This is a genomic window from Saccharothrix sp. NRRL B-16348, assembly GCF_001280085.1.
Classification (GTDB): domain Bacteria; phylum Actinomycetota; class Actinomycetes; order Mycobacteriales; family Pseudonocardiaceae; genus Actinosynnema.
The window spans coordinates 57,556-81,029 of record NZ_LGED01000240.1 but is presented as its reverse complement, the minus strand read 5'-3'; the positions used below and the strand labels follow the sequence as shown (position 1 = coordinate 81,029).

23 protein-coding genes are annotated in these 23,474 nt (G+C 71.7%); 17 read left to right on the top strand and 6 right to left on the bottom strand.

Annotated features, from left to right (window positions below; all coding sequences use genetic code 11):
• Nucleotides 1–193 precede the first annotated feature (193 nt).
• Nucleotides 194–838, bottom strand: coding sequence for an SDR family NAD(P)-dependent oxidoreductase (locus ADK67_RS38070; RefSeq protein ID WP_053721417.1), 645 nt, complete (start codon nt 836–838; stop codon nt 194–196).
• A gap of 168 nt (nt 839–1,006) precedes the next feature.
• On the opposite strand from ADK67_RS38070, the gene rpe reads away from it, so the two are divergent.
• From rpe to ADK67_RS38040, 6 genes are read left to right on the top strand one after another with little or no spacing between them, the layout of a single operon-like run.
• Nucleotides 1,007–1,657, top strand: coding sequence for a ribulose-phosphate 3-epimerase (gene rpe / locus ADK67_RS38065; protein WP_053721431.1), 651 nt, complete (start codon nt 1,007–1,009; stop codon nt 1,655–1,657).
• A 14-nt stretch (nt 1,658–1,671) separates the two neighbouring features.
• Nucleotides 1,672–2,667, top strand: coding sequence for a bifunctional diaminohydroxyphosphoribosylaminopyrimidine deaminase/5-amino-6-(5-phosphoribosylamino)uracil reductase RibD (ribD, locus tag ADK67_RS38060; RefSeq protein WP_053721430.1), 996 nt, complete (start codon nt 1,672–1,674; stop codon nt 2,665–2,667).
• Between the two features lie 9 nt (nt 2,668–2,676).
• Nucleotides 2,677–3,288, top strand: coding sequence for a riboflavin synthase (locus tag ADK67_RS38055; protein ID WP_053721416.1), 612 nt, complete (start codon nt 2,677–2,679; stop codon nt 3,286–3,288).
• Nucleotides 3,285–4,559: a bifunctional 3,4-dihydroxy-2-butanone-4-phosphate synthase/GTP cyclohydrolase II gene (locus ADK67_RS38050; protein WP_053721415.1), complete on the top strand. Its 1,275-nt coding sequence runs from the start codon at nt 3,285–3,287 to the stop codon at nt 4,557–4,559. Before ADK67_RS38055 ends, ADK67_RS38050 begins: the two co-directional genes overlap by 4 nt.
• A complete protein-coding gene (ribH, locus tag ADK67_RS38045; protein ID WP_053721414.1) occupies nt 4,556–5,035 on the top strand; it encodes a 6,7-dimethyl-8-ribityllumazine synthase in 480 nt (159 codons plus the stop codon). Before ADK67_RS38050 ends, ribH begins: the two co-directional genes overlap by 4 nt.
• Nucleotides 5,036–5,043: 8 nt before the next feature.
• Nucleotides 5,044–5,481, top strand: a complete 438-nt coding sequence (locus tag ADK67_RS38040) for a PH domain-containing protein (protein WP_157621330.1) — start codon at nt 5,044–5,046, stop codon at nt 5,479–5,481.
• A gap of 71 nt (nt 5,482–5,552) precedes the next feature.
• Here the strand turns inward: ADK67_RS38040 and ADK67_RS38035 are convergent, their stop codons facing one another.
• A complete protein-coding gene (locus ADK67_RS38035) occupies nt 5,553–6,326 on the bottom strand; it encodes a transposase family protein (RefSeq protein WP_053721412.1) in 774 nt (257 codons plus the stop codon).
• Between the two features lie 273 nt (nt 6,327–6,599).
• Here ADK67_RS38035 and ADK67_RS38030 point away from each other — a divergent pair, with 273 nt between their 5' ends.
• Nucleotides 6,600–7,937 (top strand): M28 family peptidase, encoded by a 1,338-nt coding sequence (locus ADK67_RS38030; RefSeq protein ID WP_053721411.1) that lies wholly within the window; start codon nt 6,600–6,602, stop codon nt 7,935–7,937.
• Nucleotides 7,938–7,944: 7 nt separating this feature from the next.
• On the opposite strand, the gene ADK67_RS38025 is transcribed toward ADK67_RS38030, so the two are convergent.
• Genes ADK67_RS38025 through ADK67_RS38015 form a run of 3 tightly spaced genes read right to left on the bottom strand, consistent with a single transcriptional unit; the run spans nt 7,945 to nt 10,944 of the window.
• Nucleotides 7,945–8,919 carry a helix-turn-helix transcriptional regulator gene (locus ADK67_RS38025; RefSeq protein ID WP_053721429.1) on the bottom strand — a complete coding sequence of 325 codons (975 nt, stop codon included), beginning with the start codon at nt 8,917–8,919 and terminating at the stop codon, nt 7,945–7,947.
• A gap of 43 nt (nt 8,920–8,962) precedes the next feature.
• Entirely contained in the window at nt 8,963–9,445 is a 483-nt protein-coding gene (locus ADK67_RS38020) for a hypothetical protein (protein ID WP_053721428.1), read from the bottom strand.
• 2 nt (nt 9,446–9,447) lie between these two features.
• Nucleotides 9,448–10,944: a helix-turn-helix domain-containing protein gene (locus ADK67_RS38015; RefSeq protein WP_231648554.1), complete on the bottom strand. Its 1,497-nt coding sequence runs from the start codon at nt 10,942–10,944 to the stop codon at nt 9,448–9,450.
• A gap of 335 nt (nt 10,945–11,279) precedes the next feature.
• Between ADK67_RS38015 and ADK67_RS38010 the strand changes: the two genes are divergently transcribed.
• From ADK67_RS38010 to whiA, 7 genes are all read left to right on the top strand, one after another.
• Complete coding sequence (locus ADK67_RS38010; protein WP_053721409.1) at nt 11,280–11,771, top strand: hypothetical protein; 492 nt, start codon at nt 11,280–11,282, stop codon at nt 11,769–11,771.
• Nucleotides 11,772–11,785: 14 nt separating this feature from the next.
• Nucleotides 11,786–12,196, top strand: coding sequence for a Rieske (2Fe-2S) protein (locus ADK67_RS38005; RefSeq protein WP_053721408.1), 411 nt, complete (start codon nt 11,786–11,788; stop codon nt 12,194–12,196).
• A 100-nt stretch (nt 12,197–12,296) separates the two neighbouring features.
• Nucleotides 12,297–12,764 carry a Rieske (2Fe-2S) protein gene (locus tag ADK67_RS38000; RefSeq protein WP_053721407.1) on the top strand — a complete coding sequence of 156 codons (468 nt, stop codon included), beginning with the start codon at nt 12,297–12,299 and terminating at the stop codon, nt 12,762–12,764.
• 185 nt (nt 12,765–12,949) lie between these two features.
• Nucleotides 12,950–14,887, top strand: a complete 1,938-nt coding sequence (uvrC, locus tag ADK67_RS37995) for an excinuclease ABC subunit UvrC (protein ID WP_053721406.1) — start codon at nt 12,950–12,952, stop codon at nt 14,885–14,887.
• A 26-nt stretch (nt 14,888–14,913) separates the two neighbouring features.
• Nucleotides 14,914–15,771 carry an RNase adapter RapZ gene (gene rapZ / locus ADK67_RS37990; RefSeq protein WP_053721427.1) on the top strand — a complete coding sequence of 286 codons (858 nt, stop codon included), beginning with the start codon at nt 14,914–14,916 and terminating at the stop codon, nt 15,769–15,771.
• Nucleotides 15,768–16,799: a gluconeogenesis factor YvcK family protein gene (locus tag ADK67_RS37985; RefSeq protein ID WP_053721405.1), complete on the top strand. Its 1,032-nt coding sequence runs from the start codon at nt 15,768–15,770 to the stop codon at nt 16,797–16,799. Before rapZ ends, ADK67_RS37985 begins: the two co-directional genes overlap by 4 nt.
• On the top strand, nt 16,790–17,776 hold the full coding sequence (gene whiA, locus ADK67_RS37980; protein ID WP_053721404.1) for a DNA-binding protein WhiA: 987 nt from the start codon (nt 16,790–16,792) through the stop codon (nt 17,774–17,776). Before ADK67_RS37985 ends, whiA begins: the two co-directional genes overlap by 10 nt.
• Nucleotides 17,777–17,873: 97 nt before the next feature.
• On the opposite strand, the gene ADK67_RS37975 is transcribed toward whiA, so the two are convergent.
• On the bottom strand, nt 17,874–19,934 hold the full coding sequence (locus ADK67_RS37975) for an acyltransferase family protein (RefSeq protein ID WP_053721403.1): 2,061 nt from the start codon (nt 19,932–19,934) through the stop codon (nt 17,874–17,876).
• 500 nt (nt 19,935–20,434) lie between these two features.
• On the opposite strand from ADK67_RS37975, the gene gap reads away from it, so the two are divergent.
• The 3 genes from gap to tpiA are packed head-to-tail and all read left to right on the top strand — an operon-like array spanning nt 20,435 to nt 23,413.
• Complete coding sequence (gene gap / locus ADK67_RS37970) at nt 20,435–21,439, top strand: type I glyceraldehyde-3-phosphate dehydrogenase (RefSeq protein WP_053721402.1); 1,005 nt, start codon at nt 20,435–20,437, stop codon at nt 21,437–21,439.
• A 22-nt stretch (nt 21,440–21,461) separates the two neighbouring features.
• Nucleotides 21,462–22,625 carry a phosphoglycerate kinase gene (locus ADK67_RS37965; RefSeq protein WP_053721401.1) on the top strand — a complete coding sequence of 388 codons (1,164 nt, stop codon included), beginning with the start codon at nt 21,462–21,464 and terminating at the stop codon, nt 22,623–22,625.
• Nucleotides 22,625–23,413 carry a triose-phosphate isomerase gene (gene tpiA, locus ADK67_RS37960; RefSeq protein ID WP_053721400.1) on the top strand — a complete coding sequence of 263 codons (789 nt, stop codon included), beginning with the start codon at nt 22,625–22,627 and terminating at the stop codon, nt 23,411–23,413. The genes ADK67_RS37965 and tpiA overlap by 1 nt, the downstream gene beginning before the upstream one ends.
• Nucleotides 23,414–23,474: the final 61 nt, after the last annotated feature.

Sequence of the window (23,474 nt, the reverse complement as noted above, 5' to 3'; positions counted from 1 at the left end):
CAAAGCCGGGCAGGCCTGGCGGGAAGAGCGTCCGCCAAGCCTGCCCGGCTTCGACCAGCCTAAAGCACCCGAACCCATGTCAAATCGGGCCTCGGTGGGGCGGTTGCGGGTCCGTTGGGGGCCCGCTGGGTAAGTGCCTCTGCGGGGATGTGGCGGGTCCGTTGTGAGGGCGCAGGACCAGTGAGTGGTTGTGTCAGGCGCCGAGGGCGTTGGTCATCGGGTGGGGGGTGGTGTCGGCGAGGAGGAATCGGACTTCGTCGGCGACGCGGCGGACGTCTGCTGGGGCCACTACGGCGCAGTGGACGCCGCGTGCGGCTACTTCGACGGCCAGGCACTCTGTGTAGGCGATGGCTGCGGCTCGTGACGCGGCGTAGGCGGCGATGCCCGATCTGGGTACGGCGATGACGTGGGCGGGCACCATGACGATTGTGCCCCGGCCCCGGTCGACCATTCTGGTGGCGACGGCGCGCGAGACGTTGAACACGCCGTCGACGTTGACCGCGAAGCTGTGCGACCAGTCGTCGTCGGTGATCGAGAGGGCTGGGCCCGGGCGTAGTGCGCCGGCCATGGCGACCAGGGCGTCGATGGCGCCGAACTCTCGTTCCAGTTGGTCGACGAGGGCGTCCACGGCGGCGCTGGACGTGACGTCGATCTGTCTGCCGGCGATCCGCAAGCCCTGTGCGTGGAGTCGTTCGACCAGGTCGGCGAGTCTCGCGCCGTCGCTGTCGACGGCGGCGACCAGCGCGCCCTGCCTGGCCAGGGACTCGACCACCTCGGCGCCGAGCGGTGAACAGGCTCCGGTGATCAGTGCGATCTTGTGACGGAATTCGGCATTCATCCCCAGTGCTCCCCAGTTGCTGCCCCCCCGGTGTGAACGTAATGGCAGGCACACCGGCTAGGGAACTACCCGCGTGAGTAGTCGGAAAAGTGGGGGGTGAAATACGACTCCCGGCCAGGTCCGGGCAATCGCGGAAGCCTAGACTCGGCAGCCGTGGTCCACCAGCCGATGATCGCCCCGAGCATCCTGTCCGCCGATTTCGCCCGACTCGCCGACGAGGCCGCGGCCGTGCCGTCGGCCGACTGGCTGCACGTGGACGTCATGGACGCGCACTTCGTGCCCAACCTGACGATCGGGCTGCCGGTGGTGAAGTCGCTGCGCAAGGCGACCGACCTGCCGCTGGACTGCCACCTGATGATCGACGACCCGGATCGCTGGGCCATCGGGTACGCGGAGGCGGGCGCCTACAACGTGACCGTGCACGTGGAGGCGGCGGAGGATCCGGTGGGGTTGGCGAAGAACCTGCGCGCGGCGGGGGCGAAGGCCGGGTTGTCGTTGAAGCCGGGCACGGCGCTGGAGCCGTACGTGGACGTGCTGAAGCACTACGACACGTTGCTGATCATGTCGGTGGAGCCGGGGTTCGGCGGGCAGTCGTTCATGGCCGAGGTGTTGGACAAGGTGCGGGTGGCCCGTCGGATGGTGGACACCGGGCACCTGCGGTTGGTGATCGAGATCGATGGCGGCATCAACGCGGACACGATCGAGCAGGCGGCGGAGGCGGGGGTGGACTGCTTCGTGGCCGGGTCGGCGGTGTACGACGCGGCGGATCCCGGTGTCGCGCTGGAGCGGTTGCGCGAGCAGGCGACGCGCGCCCGGTGAACGTGGACGAGGCGATGGCGCTGGCCGTCGCGGCGAGTGAGCGGGTGCGGGGGACGACCAGTCCGAACCCGCCGGTGGGCTGCGTGATCCTGGACGCCGGTGGCGCGGTGGTCGGTGTCGGTGGCACCCGGCCGCCCGGTGGTGCGCACGCCGAAGTGGTGGCGTTGGCGGAGGCGGGTGGGCTGGCCCGGGGTGGCACGGCCGTGGTGACGTTGGAGCCGTGTGCCCACCACGGGCGGACGCCGCCGTGCACCGGGGCGTTGCTCGACGCCGGGGTGGCGCGGGTGGTGTTCGCGGTCGCGGATCCGAATCCGAAGGCGGCCGGTGGGGCCGCGGTGCTGCGGGAGGCCGGGGTCCGGGTCGAGGCGGGAGTGCTCGGCGAGGCCGTGCGGCGGGGGCCGTTGCGGGCCTGGTTGCACTACGCGCGGACCGGGCGACCCCATGTGACCTGGAAATACGCCGCCAGCCTGGATGGACGGGTGGCGGCGGGTGACGGCACGAGCCGGTGGATCAGCTCGGCGGAGTCGCGGGCCGAGGTGCACGAGTTCCGCGCGAAGGTGGACGCGATCGTGGTGGGCGCCGGCACGGTCCGTACCGATGACCCGAGATTGACCGCGCGGAGGGCGGGTCCGGGGCAGGATGGGGTCAGGCAGCCGTTGCGGGTCGTCGTCGGGATGGGCGACCTGCCGTCGGGAGCCCGTGTCCTGGACGACGAGGCGGAGACGATGCACCTGCGGACGCACGACCCGGACGTTGTGCTCGGCGCGTTGGCCGCGCGAGGCGTGGTGGACGTGCTGCTGGAGGGCGGGCCTACCCTGGCGGGTGCGTTCGTGGCGGCCGACCGCGTCGACCGGGTGCTCGCCTACCTCGCCCCGAAGTTCCTGGGCGACGGTCCGCAGGCGTTGCGGGACGCGGGGGTGTCGACGGTCACCGACGCTGTGGGATTGGTCGTGGAGCAGGTCAGTATGTGCGGGCCGGACGTGCGGGTCTCCGCAGTCCCCGCGCGTTGAGGAGGAACGGTGTTCACCGGGATCGTCGAGGAGTTGGGTGAGGTCGTCGCCGTCGCCGACCTGCCGGACGCGGCCCGCGTCACCATCGCGGGTCCGTTGGTGACCAGCGACGCGAAGCACGGCGATTCGATATCGGTCAACGGCGTGTGCCTCACCGTGGTGGACGTCGCCGGTGGCGCGTTCACCGCGGACGTGATGCGCGAGACGCTGACCCGCAGCAGCCTGGCCAAGGTCGCCGAGGGCGACCCGGTCAACCTGGAGCGCGCCGCCGCCGTCGGTCAGCGCCTCGGGGGCCACATCGTGCAGGGCCACGTGGACGGCACCGGGGTGGTGCTGGCCCGGGAGAAGGCCGAGCACTGGGAGGTCGTCCACATCGGACTGCCGCCGGCCCTGGCCCGGTACGTGGTGGAGAAGGGTTCGATCACGGTCGACGGCGTGTCGCTGACCGTGGTGTCGGTGTCGGAGAACGAGTTCACCGTGAGCCTGATCCCGACCACGCTGGAACTCACCACCCTCGGCCGGCGCGTGCCGGGCGACCACGTCAACCTGGAGGTGGACGTGCTCGCGAAGTACGTCGAGCGGCTCGCGCTGCCCCACCTCCGCGCCGAGGAGGACCGGTGAACGACTTCACCGAGATCGAGCGGGCCATCGCGGACATCGCCGCGGGCAGGCCGGTCGTCGTCGTGGACGACGAGGACCGCGAGAACGAGGGCGACCTCATCTTCGCGGCGGAGAAGGCCACGCCGGAGCTGCTGGCGTTCATGGTCCGCTACACGTCCGGGTACGTGTGCGTGTCGCTGACCGAGAGCGACTGCGACCGGCTGGACCTGCCGCCGATGTACCACACGAACCAGGACCAGCGCGGCACCGCGTACACCGTGACCGTGGACGCCCGGGAGGGCATCACCACCGGCATCTCGGCGGCCGACCGGTCCTACACGATCCGGCTGCTGGCCGACCCGGACGCCACGGCCAAGGACTTCAACCGGCCCGGTCACGTCGTGCCGCTGCGCGCGCGTGACGGTGGCGTGCTGCGCCGTCCCGGGCACACCGAGGCGGCCGTCGACCTGGCGAGGCTCGCCGGGTTGGCGCCGGCGGGCGTGCTGTGCGAGATCGTGTCGCAGAAGGACGAGGGCGACATGGCCCGCCGCGACGAGCTGCAGGTGTTCGCGGACGACCACGACCTGGCGCTGATCACCATCGCCGACCTGATCGCCTACCGGCGGCGGGTGGAGACGCAGGTGGAGCGGGTCGCCGAGGCGCGCATCCCGACCGCGCACGGCACGTTCACCGCGGTCGGCTACGACAGCAAGCTCGACGGCATCGAGCACATCGCGATGGTCTACGGCGACCTGGGCGACGGCGAGGACGTGCTGGTCCGGGTGCACTCGGAGTGCCTGACCGGCGACGTGTTCGGCTCGCTGCGCTGCGACTGCGGCCCGCAGCTGGACGCGGCGCTGGAGGCGGTGGCCGCGCAGGGGCGCGGTGTCGTGCTCTACATGCGCGGGCACGAGGGCCGCGGCATCGGGCTGATGCACAAGCTGCAGGCCTACCAGTTGCAGGACGGCGGCGCGGACACGGTGGACGCGAACCTCGGCCTGGGCCTGCCCGCGGACGCCCGCGACTACGGCACCGGCGCGCAGATCCTGAGCTCGCTCGGCATCAAGTCGATGCGGCTGCTGACCAACAACCCGGCCAAGCGGGTCGGGCTGGAGGGCTACGGGCTGACCGTGCTGGAGCGGGTGCCGCTGCCGATCTCGCCCAACCCGGAGAACCTGCACTACCTGCGCACCAAGCGCGACCGGATGGGCCACGAGCTGCACCAGCTCGAGCAGTACGAGGCGCTGTCGCAGGGCGGCGCGGTGGTGTCCACCACGGAGGGAGCGGAATGAGCGGCGAAGGGCGACCCGAGGACGTCGTCCCCGACGCGGCGGGGCTGACGCTGGGCGTCGTGGCCACGCGCTGGCACACGAAGATCACCGACCACCTAGTCGAGCGGGCGTTGGCCGCGGCGGGGAAGGCCGGTGTCGCGTCGCCGACGGTGGTGCGGGTGGCGGGCGCGGTGGAGCTGCCGGTGGTGGCGCAGGAACTGGCCCGCACGCACGACGCGGTGGTGGCGCTGGGCGTGGTGATCCGGGGCGGCACGCCGCACTTCGAGTACGTGTGCGACGCGGTGACGGCCGGGTTGACGCGGGTCGCGCTCGACTCGTCGACGCCGATCGGCAACGGTGTGCTGACCACGAACGACGAGGACCAGGCGTTGGCCCGCGCCGGGTTCCCGGACTCGGTGGAGGACAAGGGTTTCGAGGCGTGCGTGGCGGCGTTGGACACGGCTCTCGTGCTGCGCGGGCTGCGGGCGGGCTCGTGAGGACCGCCGTGGCCGTCGACGTGGTCGAGTTCCGCCCGAAGAGGATCCGCGTGGTCGCCTGGGCCAGCGCGGTGTTCCTGGTGGCGGTGTTCACCGTGGTCGGGTTGTTGTTGGGCGACACGCCTACTGGTGTGATCTTCCGGACGTCCGACCAGGTGGCGATGATCTTCCTGGGCGTGCTGCTGGCGTGCGGCATGTTGCTGCTGGCCAGGCCGCGCGTGCGGGCCGACGCCGAGGGCGTCGAGGTGCGCAACGTGGTGACGGTGCACCGCTTCACCTGGCAGCAGGTGCTGCACGTGTCGTTCCCGGACGGCGCGTCGTGGGCCCGCTTGGAGCTGCCGGACGACGAGTACGTGTCGATCATGGCCGTCCAGGCGGTGGACCGTGACCACGCCGTCGCCGCCGTCCGCGCCCTCCGCGACCTGCACCGCTCCGCCACCACCTAACGCGTGTCCTACCTTCAGAACGCGCGTGTCCTACGTTCAGAATGCGTGAGTCCTAGAGCGTTATTCAGAAGTCACCAGCCGAGGCGGTAGTACTCGAGGGTGGTGACGATGCGGATGAGGGTGGGGAGTTCGGTGAGGCGTGCGCGGTAGCCGGTGGCGAGGATCTTCCAGTCCTTGAGGTGGGCGATGGCGTGTTCGACGGCCCACCTGATGCGGCTGACGCTGGTGTTCCAGGTCTTGTCTTCGAGGGTGTGTTCGTCGTGGCCGGGGCGTTTGCGGCGGGGTCGGATGGTGTTGGTGCCCTGGTAGCCGAGGTCGGCGACGACCGTGTTGTCGGCGAGGAGGTCGGCCAGGCCGGTGAGGGTGTAGGCCTTGCTGTCGTGGGTGCGGCCCTCGACGGGGTCCGACACGGCGAGCAGGGTGCCGTCGAGGGTGGCCAGGACCTGCACCGTCATGCCTGCTTGGCGGTGTTTGGCGTTGAAGTTGGGTTTGCGGTGGGAGGCGTGGTCGTCGGTGGGGATCAGGGCTCCGTCGACGAGCACCACCCGCCCGGACAGCGCTTCGGGCAGGGGTGGGGTGTGCGGGCAGGTGACCTGTCCGATCAGTGGGGCGATGCGTCGGAAGATGCGGGAGACGGTGGGTTGGGAGACGCCGAACCAGTCCGCGGCCACGGTCTGGGCGAGGTTCTGGCGTAACAGCACGAGCGTGAGCAGCACCGACCGGTACAGACCCAACACCGGCGGGCGTCCCGTCCGCCGGTGTGACGGGCCCAGGACCTGGTGGATCCGGCTCACCAGTTCCTGGATCTGGTCGTGGTCGAGCCCGGTCGTAGACTGGTAGCGCAACAGCCCCGCCTTGTCGTGGTGGATCGTTTCTGTGGAAGGAAACCGACCCTACCCAGGCGGGGCTGTCGCGCTACCACCCCAAGATCAACCTTCTGAATAACGCTCCTACGTTCGCGTCGCGCGTGTCCTACGTTCGGAACGCATGAATTCAACGTTCGCGTAAGCGCTGATCGTCGTGGTGCCGTTGGGCGAGGCGTGTCCCCCAACGGCACCCTTGTAGGGGTTCGGACGTCTGCCTAGGTTCGGGTGATCTACGAGCTTGGGGGTCCGCACATGCGCAGACGTTCACTCCTGACCGGTGCCGCGGCCGTGGCGGGCGCGGTGACGCTCGGCTTGAACCCGGCGGCACGGGCACAGCGGCCCGGCGCGTCCGACGTGCCCGACCTGTTCCTCGGCGACTACCCGGTGGTGGGCCGGGTGCGGGCGCGCAAGGCGATGGAGCACCTGCGGGTGCTCAGCGAGCGGATCGGGCAGCGCATCGGCGGCACGGAGTCCGAGCACCGGGCCCGCGACTACCTCGCCTCCGTGCTCCGCGACCTGCGCTACCAGGTGACGCTGCAGCCGTTCACCGTGCCGGACAAGTACCTGTCCCAGCTGACCGTCGGGTCGGACACGTGGAACGCGGGCGCGTCCCGCTTCGGCGCCCTCGGCGTCACGGCCACCGGCACCGTGGTGGACCTGGACAACGGCGCGTCCCTGCCCGCCGACCTAACCGGGAAGGTCGCGTTGCTGGTCAACGTGCCGACCGGCTCCACGGCGGTGCTGGACGCGGCACGGCTGGGCGCCGCGGCGGTGCTGGTCGGCCGGGTCTCGACGCCGCCGGCGGGCAAGACCGGCGCGTTCTCCCCGACGTTGACCGCGAACGTCACCGTGCCGGTGCTGGGAATCGCGCAGGTGCACGTGGAGCGGCTGCGGGCGGCGGGCGCTGTGACGGTGACCGTCTCCACCACCCACCTGGCGGGCCTGACCTCGTACAACGTCATCGCCGAACGGCCGGCGACGTTCCCCGGCCGGGACGACGGCGTGGTCATGGTGACCGCGCACTACGACAGCGTGCCCGGCTCGCCCGGCGCGAACGACGACGGCAGCGGCACGGTGCTGACCCTCGAACTGGCCCGCGTGCTGCGCCACCTGCCGACGCACAAGGCGCTGCGGTTCGTGCTGTGGGGCTCGGAGGAGCAGGGCCTGCTCGGCTCCCGCTACTACGTGAGCCAGTTGGCGGACGCGGACGCGGCGCGCATCGCGGGCGTGTTCCAGAACGACATGGTCGCCACCAGCCACGGCCCGGCCACCGCGTACTGGCTGCTCTCGGTGGACGGCGGCGACAACGCCACCACCGCGCAGGTCGCCGCCGCGGCGGCACGCCTGGGTTACGGCGCGCAGGTGCACGGCCCGGTGCCGCGCGGCAGCAGCGACCACGTGCCGTTCCACGAGCGCAAGATCGCCGCGGCGAACTTCAGCTGGCGCGGGGAGGGCGGCCCGCACGAGCTCGAACCGCTCTACCACACCCCCGAGGACACGATCGCGCAGAACGTGAGCCCGGACCGGCTGCAGATCTCGCTGGAGCTGATCGGCGCCGCGGCCTACCGCCTGGCCTGCACGCGCGGCTGAGCCCGGGTCATCCTCCGGGCCTCGGCGCGTCACCGGCGGCCCGCAGCAGCCGGTCGGCCGTGGCCCGGAGGTGGTGCTTCAGCTCCTCCGGGCCTTCCACCTCGAAGTCGACGCCGATCATCGCGATCCACAGCCCGACCTCGTCCAACGCCGGTGCGCCGACGGTCAGCCTGGTCCGGTCGTCGTCGATCCGCTCCAAGTGCCCCGAGGTGGCCGAGGTGCGGGCCGCGACCACGTCGTACGGCGCGTGCATGATCAGCCGGACCTCGTGCTGGTACGGCGCCACGGACAGCTGCCGCGACACGTACGACGCCAGGTCGTCGGCCGGGGGCTCGCGCGGGGTGAACCGGGCGCCGAGCGTCGGCTCCTCCTCGATCCGGTCCACCCGGAACGTGCGCCAGTCCGCCTTGTCCACGTCCCACGCCACCAGGTACCACCGCCGCCCGGTGTGGGCCAGGCCCAGCGGCTCGACGTGCCGCTTCGTGCTGCCGTCGCGCCCCGCGTACCCGAACCGCAGCCGCTGCTGGTCGCGGCACGCGCCGGCGATCGCGGTCAACGTGCCCGCGTCCACCTGCGCGCCGCGCGTCATCGGCAACGCCACGGTGTGGGCCTGCAGCGCGTTCACCCGCCGCCGCAGCCGGGACGGCAGCACCTGTTCCAGCTTGGCCAGGGCGCGCACGGACGTCTCCTCGATGCCCGCGACGGAGCCGTTCGCCGCCGTGCGCAACCCCACGGCGACGGCCACGGCCTCGTCGTCGTCCAGCAACAACGGCGGCAGCTCGGCGCCCGCGCCCAGCTGGTAGCCGCCCGACACGCCCGGCGCGGCGTTGACCGGGTAGCCGAGGTTGCGCAGCTTGTCGACGTCGCGCCGCACGGTCCGGACGTCGACGCCGAGCCGTTGCGCGAGGTCCGATCCGGTCCAGTCGCGGCGCACCTGCAACAACGACAGCAGCTTGAGCAGACGGGCCGAGGTTTCCAGCATGAGCCGGAGTCTGCCGGCCATCGCGGACGAGAACGGTCCTCGTTCAGCCGCGTCGAGCGCCTTCCGGCCACACGACCACCACCGGCACGCCCGACGCGCGCGCCGTCTCCACGACGTCCGCCGTGCCGCCGCGCCCGTCCGGCGGCTGCCCGTCCCACACCGCGATCAGCAGCTCCACCGACGCGAGCATCCGCTCGTTAGCCATCACGTACGCGTGCCTGCCGGACAGCTCGTTCGGCAGCACGCTGACCACGTGCGCCCGCGCCAGCAGCTCGTCGTAGTCGGCCCGCTTCTCCGGTTTCAGCTTCTCCCGGTAGTCCATCGCGGGCAGGACGACCTCGACCCGGCCGCCCAGCTCCAGCACCACCCGCGCGAACAGCTGGTCCGCGCCCGGCGCCAGGCAGGTCACCCCGACCAGGGATGACCCGCCCGCCGCCTCGGCCTCCAACGCCGCGCGGATGGCTTCGCGCACGGCGTCGACGCAATCGGGCGCCAGCTTGCTGTGCCCGGTGATCCCCACCCGCATCACTAGGCCGTCCGGACCCCGCGGATCGCCTCACGGGTGTCGCGCACGACGGCCAGGTCGCGGTGCCGCTCGGCCTCCTTGGCGAAGTCCTGCAGCTTCCGCACCACCCGCCCGGACGCCAGGCCCGCCGCCGTCGGCAGCACCTGCTGGATCAGCCCGCACGCCTCCTCGGGCTCGCCCGCCACCATCTTCGTGCGGGCCAGGCCGATGACGTCGAACGCCCGGTTGCGCACCCTCGCCGGGTCGCGCAGGTCGAGCGCCCGCAGGATGTGCTGCTCCGCCATCGGCGCCTGCTTCGGGTCGTGCCCGGCCAGGTCGCGCATCCGTGCCCCGATGACCCCTTCCAGCTCCGCCTCGTCGAACGAGTCCAGCCACCACGGGTCCGAACCTGGCCGCCGCTGCGCGAAGCTGTCCTGCGCCTGCCCGACCGCCCGGTGGAACTCCCGCACCCGACCCATCTGCGCGTAGGCCCACGCCTCACGGGTCAGCAGGAGCGCCTGCAACGTCGGGGTGGCGTTGCGCCTCGTGCCGTACTGGCCCAGCTGGACCAGTTCTAAACCGTCCTCGGGCCGGCCGAGGTCGAACATCTGCCTGGCCATCGCCGCCAGGCACAGCGCGGCGAACGGGTCGTTGCGCCCCGCCTTCGCCATGCGCACCCCGAGCACGTAGTACCGCTGCGCGGCGTCGTGCATGCCCGCGTCCCACGACATGCTCGCCGCCACCTTGGACAGCTCGGCCCCGATGAAGAAGGCCCGTTCCGTGGTGGGGCCGGCGGGCGCGCGCGACAACCGCTCGGCCAGTTCCTCCAACTGGCCGAGCACCGCCTTGCGCGCCAACCCGTACCCGCCTCGTCCACCCCACCCGCGCAGCCCGTCGGCGACGCGCTGCAACGCCGCCAGCTCCTCCTCGCTGATCGCCGCGCTGGACGACCACTTGGACAGGGGCTGCAAGGGGTGGAGCCATCGCTGCAACGGTTCGACCAGTGCGGGACCCATCGCCACCGCGGCGGCTCCGGTGAGCGCCGCTCGTCTGCTGATCGCCAAGTCGTTCCTCGCCGTCTCCTCGACCGATCTGGCAATGCTCGACGCGTCCCACGCCGCGGCGAGCACATCGGGCGGGGCGCCGCGATCGGCGTCCGCCTGGCTTGGGATTCCGACGCGGTCGAACCACAGCCGGTCGGCCGGGACGCCGAGCGCCCGCGCGAAGTGGCGCAGCCGGTCGATCCGGTCGATCGGGTTCTCACCGGTCTCGTACCGCGACAGCTGCGCCTGGGAGATCCCCAGCCAGGACGCCATGCGGTCTTGGGTGACGCGGCTGACGTGCTGGGGGTGGTGCCGGTAGGCGGCGAGGAGGGCGCCCATGTTCCGGTCGGAGAACGCGGCGGCCATCGCCTCGTGGTCCCAGAAGTCCCCGGGTACCTCGGGTGGTCCGTAGAGCTCGGTCCGCGCGTTGCGGCGACAACGCTGGCAGAGCCGGTCGGTGTTGTCGGCGGCGATCAACGCCCCGCACGTCGGGCATGCGCGCCTGGTACTGGCTGCTCTTCGAGCTTTCCGTTCCATGGCTCGCTCCCGTCACTGAGCGTGCTCACCAGTGTATAGAGATGTGATCAGGAGTCCATGCATTTCGTGCATAAGGCGGGGTAGGCCCCTGGTCGGAGGCCCCGTGACGCCGAGTGGTGGATGAGGGTGATCCGTCCGGTGCATGGATCCGACCCGACAACGGTGTGGTGAAACGTCCCGATCGCGCCGACGCTGCGTGGTGTGCCAGTGCCGGGACGACCCCCGCGGCCCGCGCACACCGCCCACTCCACCCGACCGGGGAGGGACCTCCGCCGATGAGCATCACCGCCGCCACCACCGCCGACAACGGCCCGCGATACGGACCACGCGACCGCGCGCACCAGCAGGCACTCGGTGAGGCGATCGCGGGTTACCGGCTGCTGGGCTGGAAGGTGTCCGTCACCGAGCAGGGCGTCTTCCTGCCGCTCGGACCCGCCACCACCGCCCTCGCCATGCCCGCCCGCGTCGGCTCGCGCGTCCTGGCCGACCTCAAGGCCCGGATGCTCGCCGGTCCCGTCACCGTCATCCCCGGCCCGCGGGAGCACTGGATCTTCCTCGCCGAGCTGGTCGCCTTGCTGCCCACGCACCTGAAGGCGCCCGCCGAGGTCCAGTTCGTCCGCTCGCCGCAGCGCATCGCGCTGCCGCCGACGATGACCCGGTACGGGTCGCTCAGGTGGGCGAACCCGCCGTCGCACTCGCGGCACTGGTTCCCGCCGTTCACGGCGGTGCTGGCGCTGGCCCGGACGGCGGTGGCGAAGGACCGGTAGGCGAAGATGGGCGGGTGGACCGACGGACGCTGCTGTGCGGACTGCTCGCCCTGACCGCCGGAGTGCCCCTGGCCGCCTGCGGCGCGGGCGCGCCGACGCGTCGGCCCGGTGTCGGCTCGGCCCGTGCGGGTGACCGCGTGGCCGGGCTCGCCGACGTCCCGGTGGGGTCGGGGGCGCTGGTCGACGTCGGCGGCGACGGCCAGTTGCTGCTGGTCAGGCCGTCGGAGTCGGAGGTGCGGGCGTTCAACCCGGCCTGTCCGCACCAGGGCACGACGGTGAACCCGCCCGCCGGCGGGACGATCAGCTGCCCCACGCACCGCAGCGCGTTCGACCCGGCGACGGGCGCGGCGCTGTCCGGCCCGTCGCCGCGCGGGTTGGCCGAGGTGGCGGTGTCGGTGTCCGGCCCGGACGTGTTGCTTTCCTGAAGAACCGTCCCAAGTGGTGGAAGTGTTGAACCCCGCTTCACGTGGTGTCGTATTGCGTGTGACCGAACGACTACCCACCACGATTAGCGGAGGACCTGTTTTGAGTTCCTTGGAGAAGACAGGGCTGTCCCGTCGCTCGATGCTCTGCGGCGTCCTGGTCGCGCTGGCGGTCCCGGGTGGACTGGCCGCGTGCGGCAGCGAACCCACGCCCGGCGGCACGGGCACCACCGGCGGGACGACGCCGGCCGGTGGCGGCACCACCCCGGCCGGCCCGCCGATCATCGCGGCGCTGGCCGACGTGCCCGACGGCGGCGGCCTGATCGCCGGCAACCCGGCCACCAGCAAGCCGCTCGTCCTGGTCCGCACCGGCGACACGGTCAAGGCCTACGACGCCACCTGCCCGCACCAGGGCACCGCCGTGTCCCCGCCCGAGGGCGGCGTGATCACGTGCCCGAACCACGGCAGCACCTTCAACGCCGCGGACGGCCAGGTGACGAAGGGTCCGGCCACGAAGGGCCTGGCGGAGATCCCGGTGAAGGTGGAAGCGGGCCAGATCGTCCCGGCCTGAGCCATCACGCGAGGTCATCGCACCGGGTCGACCCACCACGCGAGGTCGCGTCGATCGTTCGCGTCCTCATTTTCCGGCGATCACGCTCTTCGATCGTCGGAAAATCAGGGCGCGAGCGGTCGACTTCCAGGCGACTGAGCCGCGACGCCGAAGGCGGCGCAATTCAACACAGTAGGCTTTAGCGTGTGGCCGATCCGTCGACCTATCGCCCTGCGACAGGCACCATCCCCGAAGCCCCCGGCGTCTACAAGTTCCGCGACGCCGGCGGTCGCGTGGTCTACGTCGGCAAGGCCAAGAGCCTGCGCCAACGACTGAACTCCTACTTCGCCGACGTCGCCGGCCTGCACCCGCGCACCCGGCAGATGGTGACCACCGCCGCGAGCGTCGAGTGGACCGTCGTCGGCACCGAGGTCGAGGCACTCCAGCTGGAGTACAACTGGATCAAGGAGTTCGACCCGCGCTTCAACGTCCGCTACCGCGACGACAAGTCCTACCCGGTCCTCGCCGTGACGTTGAACGAGGAGTTCCCGCGCCTGCACGTCTACCGCGGCCCGCGGCGCAAGGGCGTCCGCTACTTCGGCCCGTACGCGCACGCGTGGGCGATCCGCGAGACGCTGGACCTGCTGCTGCGGGTCTTCCCGGCGCGCACCTGCTCGGCGGGCGTGTTCAAGCGGCACGGCCAGATCGGCCGCCCCTGCCTGCTCGGCTACATCGACAAGTGCTCGGCGCCGTGCGTGGGCCGGGTCGACGCGGACGAGCACCGCGACATCGTCGAGGACTTCTGCGACTTCCTGGCCGGCAAGACCGACTCGATGGTGCGCCGCCTCGAACGCGAGATGACGGCCGCCGCCGAGGAGTTGGAGTTCGAGAAGGCCGCCCGCCTGCGCGACGACCAGGCGGCCCTCAAGCGCGCCCTGGAGAAGCAGGCCGTCGTCCTCGGCGACGGCACGGACGCCGACGTGGTCGCGTTCGCGCAGGACGACCTGGAGGTGTCGGTCCAGGTGTTCCACGTGCGCGGCGGCCGGGTGCGCGGCCAGCGCGGCTGGGTGGTCGACAAGGTCGACGAGACCGGCGTGACGGGCCTGGTGGACCAGTTCGTCACCCAGTTCTACGGCGAGCAGGCCGAGTCGGCGAAGGCGGGCGGCGTGGAGTCGGCGCCCGTGCCGCGCGAGGTGCTCGTGCCGGAGCTGCCCGACGACGCCGAGGCGGTCGAGAAGTGGCTGTCGGCCCTGCGCGGCAGCCGGGTCGCCCTGCGGGTGCCGCAGCGCGGCGACAAGCGGGCGCTCATGGAGACCGTGGAGCGCAACGCCAAGGAGGCGTTCCAGCAGCACAAGCTGCGCCGCGCGGGCGACCTGACGGCCCGGTCGGCGGCGCTGCAGGAGCTGCAGGAGGCGCTGGGACTGGACACGGCGCCGTTGCGGATCGAGTGCACCGACATCAGCCACGTGCAGGGCACGGACGTGGTGGCGTCGCTGGTGGTGTTCGAGGACGGCCTGGCGCGCAAGTCCGAGTACCGGCGGTTCGCCGTGCGGGAAGGCGCCGACCAGGGCGACGTCGGCTCGATCGCCGAGGTGGTGCGCCGCCGGTTCCAGGCGTACCTGCGCGACAACCGGGAAGGTCCGACCCCGGGCATCGACCCGGAGACGGGCAAGCCCCGCAAGTTCGCGTACGCGCCGAACCTGCTGGTGGTGGACGGCGGCGCGCCGCAGGCGCAGGTAGCCTCCGATGTCCTGGCGGAACTGGGCATCACCGACGTCGCGGTGGTCGGCCTGGCGAAGCGGCTGGAGGAGGTGTGGGTGCCCGGCGAGCCGGACCCGGTGATCCTGCCCCGCACCAGCGAGGCCCTGTACCTGCTGCAACGGGTGCGTGACGAGGCGCACCGGTTCGCCATCGCCTACCACCGGCAGAAGCGGTCCAAGCGAATGACGACCTCGGCGCTGGACGAGGTGCCGGGGCTGGGGCAGACGCGCAAGGCCGCGTTGTTGAAGCACTTCGGCTCACTGAAGAAGTTGCGTGAGGCGAGCATCGAGGAGATCAGCGGTGTGCCCGGAGTGGGCCGGCGCACCGCGGAGGCCGTGCACGCGACGTTGAGCACGGCGGGCACCGAAGGGGAGCGAACGTGAGCGCACCGGCCGGCGAGAAGTCCGGCATCGAAGTCGCGGTGGTGACGGGCCTGTCGGGAGCGGGCCGCAGCACGGCCGCGAAGTGCCTGGAGGACCTCGGGTGGTTCGTGGTGGACAACCTGCCGCCCGAGCTGATCGCGACCATGGTCGAGCTGGGCGCGCAGGCGAGGGGTGCGATCACCAGGGTCGCGGTGGTGATGGACGTGCGCAGCCGCGCGTTCACCGAGGACCTGGCGGCGGTGATCAAGGACCTGGACGCGCGCGGCTACAAGCCGAAGGTGCTGTTCCTGGAGGCCACCGACGACGTGCTGATCCGCCGGTTCGAGTCGGTGCGGCGGGGCCACCCGCTGCAGGCGGACGGCCGGCTGGCCGACGGCATCGAGGCCGAGCGGGTCCTGCTCACGCCGTTGCGCGAGGAGGCCGACCTGGTGCTGGACACCTCGGCGCTGTCGGTGCACCAGCTGCGGGCCAAGATCGAGGACACGTTCGGCACGGAGTCGGCGACCCGCACCAGGGTCACGGTGCTGTCGTTCGGCTACAAGTACGGCCTGCCGATGGACGCCGACCTGGTCATGGACGTGCGGTTCCTGCCGAACCCGTTCTGGATCCCGGAGCTGCGCGAGCAGACCGGCCTGGACGGCGACGTGCGCAACTACGTGCTCACGCAGGAGGGCGCGGAGGAGTTCCTGGACCGCTACCACGAGCTGCTGCGGCTGATCGGCGCCGGCTACCGGCGCGAGGGCAAGCGGTACCTGACGCTGGCGGTCGGCTGCACCGGCGGCAAGCACCGCAGCGTGGCGATCTCCGAGGAGCTCGCGGGCCGGCTGGCCAGCGAGGACGGCATGGCCGTCAAGGTCGTGCACCGGGACCTGGGACGCGAGTGAGCTTCAGAGCGGTAGCGCTGGGCGGTGGGCACGGGCTGCACGCCACGCTCACCGCCCTGCGGCGGGTGACCGACGACGTGACGGCCGTGGTGACGGTCGCGGACGACGGCGGCTCCTCGGGGCGGCTGCGGCGCGAGCTGGGCCTGCTGCCGCCCGGCGACCTGCGCAAGGCGATGGTGGCGCTGGCCGGGACGGACGAGTCGAGCGCGTTGTGGTCGACGTTGTTCCAGCACCGGTTCGGCGGCACCGGCGCGCTCGCCGGGCACGCGGTGGGCAACCTCGTGCTGGCGGGCCTGCTGGAGCAGCTCGGCGACCCGGTGGCGGTGCTGGAGGAAGCGGGCAGGCTGCTCGGCGTGCGCGGCCGCGTGCTGCCGATGTGCACGGAGCCGTTGTCGATCGAGGCCGACGTGACCGGGCTGGACGATGACGACGACGTGGTGCGCCGCATCCGGGGCCAGGTCGCGATCGCCACCACGCCGGGCCGCGTGCAGCGGATCCGGCTCAACGGTCCGGGCGGCCCGGGCGAGGCGCCGCGCGGCTGCCCTGAGGCGGTGGCGGCGGTGCTCGCGGCGGACGTCGTGCTGCTCGGGCCCGGCTCGTGGTTCACCAGCGTGCTGCCGCACCTGCTCGTGCCCGAGCTGCACGACGCGCTCGTGCGCACGTCGGCGCGGAAGGTGGTCGTGCTCAACCTCGTCCCCCAACCGGGGGAAACCGACGGCTTCTCGCCGGAGCTGCACCTGGACGTCCTGTGCGCGCACGCGCCCGCCCTGAGGGTGGACGCGGTGATCGCGGACGTCGACGCGGTGCCCGTTCCGGACCGGCTGCGCAGGGCCGCCGCAGCTCTCGGCGCTGCGGCGCACCTCGCGCCCATCGCCGTGGCCGGCGCGCCGGACCGGCACGACCCGACCGCGCTCGCGTCGAGCATCACCCGGGCGTTGGCCGGCCCTGGTGACGAGACCGGCGGGGCGTCGAGTACAACCCTCCAGGAAGACCGGACGAGCAGGGGAGGCGAGGCGCCGTGGCGATGACGTCGGCGGTGAAGGACGAGCTGAGCAGGCTGGCCGTCTCCAAGACCTGCTGCCGCCGCGCGGAGGTCGCCTCGTTGCTGAGGTTCGCGGGCGGCCTGCACATCGTGGGCGGCCGGGTGGTCGTCGAGGCGGAGCTGGACCTGGGTTCGACGGCGCGTCGGCTGCGCCGCGAGATCCACGAGCTGTACGGGCACCAGTCGGACGTGTTCACCATCACGTCCAGCGGGCTGCGCAAGGGCACCCGGTTCGTGGTGCGGGTGGTGAAGGACGGCGAGGGCCTGGCCAGGCAGACGGGACTGCTGGACCCGCGGGGACGCCCGGTGCGCGGCCTGCCCGCGCCGGTCGTGTCGGGCGGTGTGTGCGACGCGGAGGCGGCGTGGCGCGGCGCGTTCCTGGCGCACGGCTCGCTGACCGAGCCGGGCCGGTCGTCGTCGATGGAGGTGACCTGCCCCGGGCCGGAGGCGGCGTTGGCGCTGGTCGGCGCGGCGCGGCGGATGGGCATCGGCTCGAAGTCGCGCGAGGTGCGCGGCGCGGAGCGGGTGGTGATAAGGGATGGCGACGCGATCGGCGCGATGCTGACCAGGCTCGGCGCGCACGACAGCGTGCTGGCGTGGGAGGAGCGCCGGATGCGCCGCGAGGTGCGTGCGACGGCGAACCGCCTGGCGAACTTCGACGACGCGAACCTGCGCCGCTCGGCCCGTGCCGCCGTGGCCGCCGCCGCTCGCGTCCAGCGCGCGCTGGAGATCCTGGGCGCCGAGGCGCCCGACCACCTGGCCGCCGCGGGCGCCCTGCGCCTGGCCCACCGCCAGGCGTCTCTGGAGGAGCTGGGCCAGCTGTCCGACCCGCAGATGACCAAGGACGCCGTCGCGGGCCGCATCCGCAGACTCCTGGCGATGGCCGACAAGCGGGCGAAGGAGCTGGGCATGCCCGACACCGAGTCCGCCGTGACCGCCGACATGCTCGACGCCGAAGTCTGACCCGAGAGTCCTACCTCCACCACGCGAGAGTCCTACGTTCAGAACACGCGTGTCCTACGTTCGCGTCGCGCGTGTCCTACGTTCGGAACACCTGAGTTCAACGCTCAGGACGCAGGCCCAGGGCGGCGACGAGCGGGTCGGCCAGGGACCTCACGTAGGTGTCGGTGAGGTGGTTGTCGCGGTAGACGACCACGTTGCCGACCACGGCCGGGCAGGTGTCGGCGCGGCAGATCCAGTCGGTCAGGTCGACCAGCCGCACGCCCGCCAGCCCGGTCGCGGCGGCGGCCAGCGGGTCGGTCGCCGAGCCGACGGCCTGCGCGCGGGGCGTGTCGCAGCCGGCCGGGTCGTCCGGGTTGCGCTCCAGGCACGGCACCACCGGGCGGCCCGGCCGGGGCAGCTCGCGGATCACGGCGACCGGGATGGCGGCGTCGGACAGCGCGGCGAGCACGGTCCGGTAGCCGTCGACCATGCGGGCCGTCGACTCCCACGTCCACTTCAGGTCCTTGAGGTAGGACTCCGGCGACATGGCGGCGGTGATCACGAGGTCGGGCGCCAGGTCGCGGATGTGGTCTAGCTTCTTCAGGTTCTCCTCGGCGCACGCGTTCAGCGGCGTGCCCGCTTCCGACGGCGGCACGGTCGAGAACGGGCAGCCGTTGCGCACCAGCAGGTGCACCTGCCACTGGTCGCCGCCGTCACGACGCGCGAACTCGGCCAGGGCGGTGCTGAACTGCGCGGCGTGCGAGTCGCCGACGACGACCATGGTCTTGGCCGCCGTGGACTTGCCGAGCACGCACGACTTGAGCCCGTCGCCCAGGTCACGGGTGGCGCAGTCGTCGTGGGGCCAGTCCTCCCCGGCCACGGCCGGCGCGGGCGCGAGCGGGACGTCGGTCGGCGCGCGCAGCGGCCGGGTCGGGTCGAGGGCCAGCGCGCCGGGGTGGTCGGCGTCGATCACGGACCTGCCGCGCAACGCGGCCAGCGTCGACTCGGCCGACGCCCAGCCACCTGACGAGACCGCCACGGTCACCGCGACCATCGCCGCACCGATCCCGTACGTCACGCTCTTGCGGCCGTGCCCACGCCGCCGGAACGGGTCCTCGACGAAGTGCTTCGACAGCACCGCCAGCACCAAGCTCACGGCGGCGGCCACCGCCTCGTGACCCTCCAGCGACTCCCGCCCGGTCAGCTCCAGCGTGAACACGATCACCGGCCAGTGCCACAGGTACAGGCTGTACGAGATGTCGCCGACGTACGTCAGCGGTCGCACGCCGAGCACTCGGGCCAGCGAGCCGTCCTGGGCGACCAGCACCGCGACGGTGCCGACCGTCGGCAGCGCCGCGATCCAGCCCGGGAACGCCATGGCGGTGGAGAACCAGAACGCGCTCGCCAGCACCGCGGCCAGACCACCCCAACCCAGCAGCAGGCGTGGCACCGCGCCGAGCCGCAGCCGGTGCAGCGCCATCGCGGCCAGGCCGCCGATCCCGAGCTCCCACATCCGGGTCGGCGTGACGAAGTACGCCGCGCCCGGGTCGACCGGCGTGTACCAGACCGAGAACGCGAACGACGCGACCGTGACCACGCCGACCGCGACCGCCGCGTACCGCACCGGCCCGCCGCCCCGCCGTGCCGCCAGGACGGCCGCGGCCAGCAGGACCAGCGGGATGACCAGGTAGAACTGCTCCTCGACGGCCAACGACCAGAAGTGCTGCACCGGTGACGCGCCTGCGGTCGCGTGCCCGTAGTCGTTCGACAGCACGGCCAGCAGCCAGTTCTGCCCGTTGACCGCGGAGAGCACGACCTCCCGCAGCACGTTCGGCCAGCGCGACTCGGGCAGCACCGCGAACACCGCCGCCGTGACGCCCAGCAGCACGGCGGTGGCGGCGGGCAGCAGCCTGCGGATCCGCCGCGCGTAGAAGTCGAGCAGCCCGACCCGCCCGGTGCGCCGCAGCTCGCCGGTGAGCGTGCCGATGATCAGGAAGCCCGACAGCACGAAGAAGACGTCGACGCCGACGAACCCGCCGGGCAGCCACTCGGGGCGCAGGTGGTAGCAGACCACCAGGCCGACGGCCAGCGCGCGCAAGCCCTGGATGTCGGCCCGGACCGCGGGGCGACCGGCGGCACGGGCCGCCGAGAGAGGCGGTTCGTCGATCACCAGCGCCACTGCCCACCGCCACTCGTCGCAGGAGAAAAGCGGCGCAGCTTAACTCGTTCGAGTGACGGTGGCGTTAGCCCGTCCAGCCCCACTCCCGCGCGTGTCCCACGCTCAGAACGCGCGTGTCCCACGTTCGCGTCGCGCGAGTCCTACGTTCAGAACGCGAGAGTCCTACGTTCAGGACCCCTGAATTCAACGCTCGGAACGCCCACCCTCCGTCACGCAGCGCGCACCCTGCACGCGAGCACCGAGCGTCATAGGCTGGGGGTCGGCGAGCCCGGCGCCGAGGCACGGCGAAGCCGCACTCCGGGGTCACGAAGCGTCGGTGACCGAGTTACCCAGAGGTAACAAGCCGGTCAAGCTGGATTTTCTTGTTCGATAAAGAGATCCTGGTGGTCCACGTGACCAGGGACGCAGGCCGGAGGCTAGGCTGACTCTCGGCTGCCTGGTCAGCCCATGACTGCACGCCCCTGGCGGACAACGCCAGTCGAGTACCGAGGAGACTCACCGTGACGGTTCGCGTAGGTGTCAATGGTTTCGGCCGCATCGGTCGCAACTTCTGGCGCGCCGTTCAGGCCAGCGGGCACGACATCGAGATCGTCGCCTTCAACGACCTCGGTGACGTCAACACCATGGCCCACCTGCTCAAGTACGACTCCATCCTCGGCCGCCTCGACGGTGAGGTGACCGTGACCGACGAGGGTATCGCGGTCGACGGCAAGGTCATCAAGGCACTGGCCGAGCGCGACCCCGGCAAGCTGCCCTGGAAGGACCTCGGCGTCGACGTCGTCGTGGAGTCGACCGGCTTCTTCACCGACGCTTCGGCGGCCCGCAAGCACGTCGACGAGGGCGGCGCGAAGAAGGTCATCATCTCCGCCCCGGCCAAGGGTGAGGACCTCACCGTGGTCCTCGGCGCGAACGACGACCAGTACGACGGCTCGCAGACCGTCATCTCGAACGCCTCGTGCACCACGAACTGCCTGGCCCCGCTGGCCAAGGTGCTGCACGACAGCTTCACCATCGAGCGTGGCCTCATGACCACGATCCACGCCTACACCCAGGACCAGAACCTGCAGGACGCGCCGCACAAGGACCTGCGCCGCGCCCGTGCCGCCGCGCTGAACATCGTGCCCACCAGCACCGGTGCCGCGAAGGCGATCGGCCTGGTCCTGCCGGAGCTGAAGGGCAAGCTCGACGGCTACGCCCTGCGCGTGCCCGTGCCCACCGGCTCGGCCACCGACCTGACCGTCACCGTCGGCCGCGACGTCACCGTGGACGAGGTCAACGCCGCCTACAAGGCCGCCGCCGACGGTCCGCTCAAGGGCTACCTGCGCTACAACACCGACCCGATCGTGTCGGCCGACATCGTCACCGACCCGGCGTCGTGCATCTACGACGCGCCGCTGACCAAGGTCATCGGCAACCAGGTCAAGGTCGTCGGCTGGTACGACAACGAGTGGGGCTACTCCAACCGCCTCGCCGACCTGGTCAACCTCGTCGCCAGCAAGCTCTGAGCGAAGAGACGGATCACTCGCTGTGAAGACTCTCGACGATCTGCTCAGCGAGGGTGTCTCGGGTCGGCGCGTCCTGGTGCGCGCCGACCTGAACGTCCCCCTCGACGGCGACCGGATCACCGACGACGGCCGCGTCCGCGCGTCGGTGCCGACGATCAAGGCGCTCGTGGACGCGGGCGCCCGCGTCCTGGTCGCCGCGCACCTGGGCCGCCCCAAGGGCGAGCCCGACCCCAAGTTCTCCCTCGCGCCCGTCGCCGTCCGGCTCGGTGAGCTGCTCGGCCAGGCGGTCGAGCTCGGCACCGAGGCCGCCGGCGACGGCACCGTCGTGCTGCTGGAGAACATCCGCTTCGACGCCCGCGAGACCAGCAAGGACGACGCCGAGCGCGCCGCCCTCGCCGACGAGCTGGCCGCCAAGGCCGACGCGTTCGTCTCCGACGGCTTCGGCGTCGTGCACCGCAAGCAGGCGTCGGTCTACGACGTGGCTCAGAAGCTCCCGCACTACGCGGGCGGCCTCGTGCTGGCCGAGGTCGAGGTGCTGCGCAAGCTCACCGACGACCTCCAGCGCCCGTACGTCGTGGTGCTCGGCGGCGCGAAGGTATCCGACAAGCTCGGCGTCATCAAGAACCTGCTCGGCAAGGTCGACCGGCTCCTCATCGGCGGCGGCATGGCCTACACCTTCCTCAAGGCCCAGGGCCACGAGGTCGGCGGCTCGCTGCTCCAGGCCGACCAGCTCGACCAGGTCCGCGGCTTCCTCGCCGAAGCCGAGGAGCGCGGCGTGGAGCTGGTGCTCCCGGTCGACGTGCTCGCCGCCGACGACTTCGCGCCCGACGCGAAGTTCGAGGTCGTGGCCACCGACGCCATCCCCGCCGACCGGCAGGGCCTGGACATCGGCCCGGCCACGCGCGAGCTGTTCGCGTCCAAGCTCGCCGACGCGAAGACCGTGTTCTGGAACGGCCCGATGGGCGTGTTCGAGTTCGAGGCCTTCTCCGGCGGCACGCGTGCGGTCGCCGAGGCGCTGGTGAAGAGCGACGCGTTCACCGTGGTCGGCGGCGGCGACTCGGCCGCGGCCGTGCGCGCCCTCGGCCTGCCCGAAGACGGGTTCTCGCACATCTCCACCGGTGGTGGGGCGTCCCTGGAGTACCTCGAGGGCAAGGAACTGCCCGGCGTGTCTGTGTTGGAGGCGTGATGGCTCAGCGTCAGCCCCTCATCGCGGGCAACTGGAAGATGAACCTCAACCACCTCGAGGCCATCGCCCTGGTGCAGAAGATCGCCTTCTCCCTCCCGGAGAAGTACTTCGCCAAGGTCGAGGTCGCGGTGCTGCCGCCGTTCGTCGACATCCGGTCGATCCAGACCCTCGTCGACGGCGACAAGCTGCTGCTCAAGTACGGCGCGCAGGACCTGTCGCCGCACGACTCGGGCGCCTACACCGGTGACATCTCCGGCCCGATGCTGGCCAAGCTCGGCTGCTCCTACGTCACCGTGGGCCACTCCGAGCGGCGCGAGTACCACAACGAGGACGACGCCACCGTCAACAAGAAGGTCAAGGCGGCGCTCAAGCACGGCGTCACGCCCATCTTCTGCCTCGGCGAGCAGGTCGACGTCCGCGAGGCCGGCGGGCACGTCGAGCACTGCACCGAGCAGCTCGTCGCGGGCCTCAAGGGCCTCACCGCCGAGCAGGTGCGCGACGTCGTCATCGCCTACGAGCCGGTGTGGGCCATCGGCACCGGCAAGGTCGCCTCGTCGGCGGACGCGCAGGAGGTGTGCGCCGCCATTCGGGTCAAGCTGGCCGAGCTCTACGGCGAGGACGTCGCTTCGGCCGTTCGAGTGCTTTACGGCGGCTCGGTCAAGTCGGGCAACATCGCCGAGTTGATCGCTCAGAAGGACGTCGACGGCGCCCTTGTGGGTGGTGCGAGCCTGGATGCGGACGAGTTCGCCAAGCTGTGCGCGCTCGCCGCGGGCGGCCCTCTACCCTGATGTGATTGACACGCACTCCACCCGCGGTGGTCCACGGTCGGCAGTCGACCGGGTACTCTGT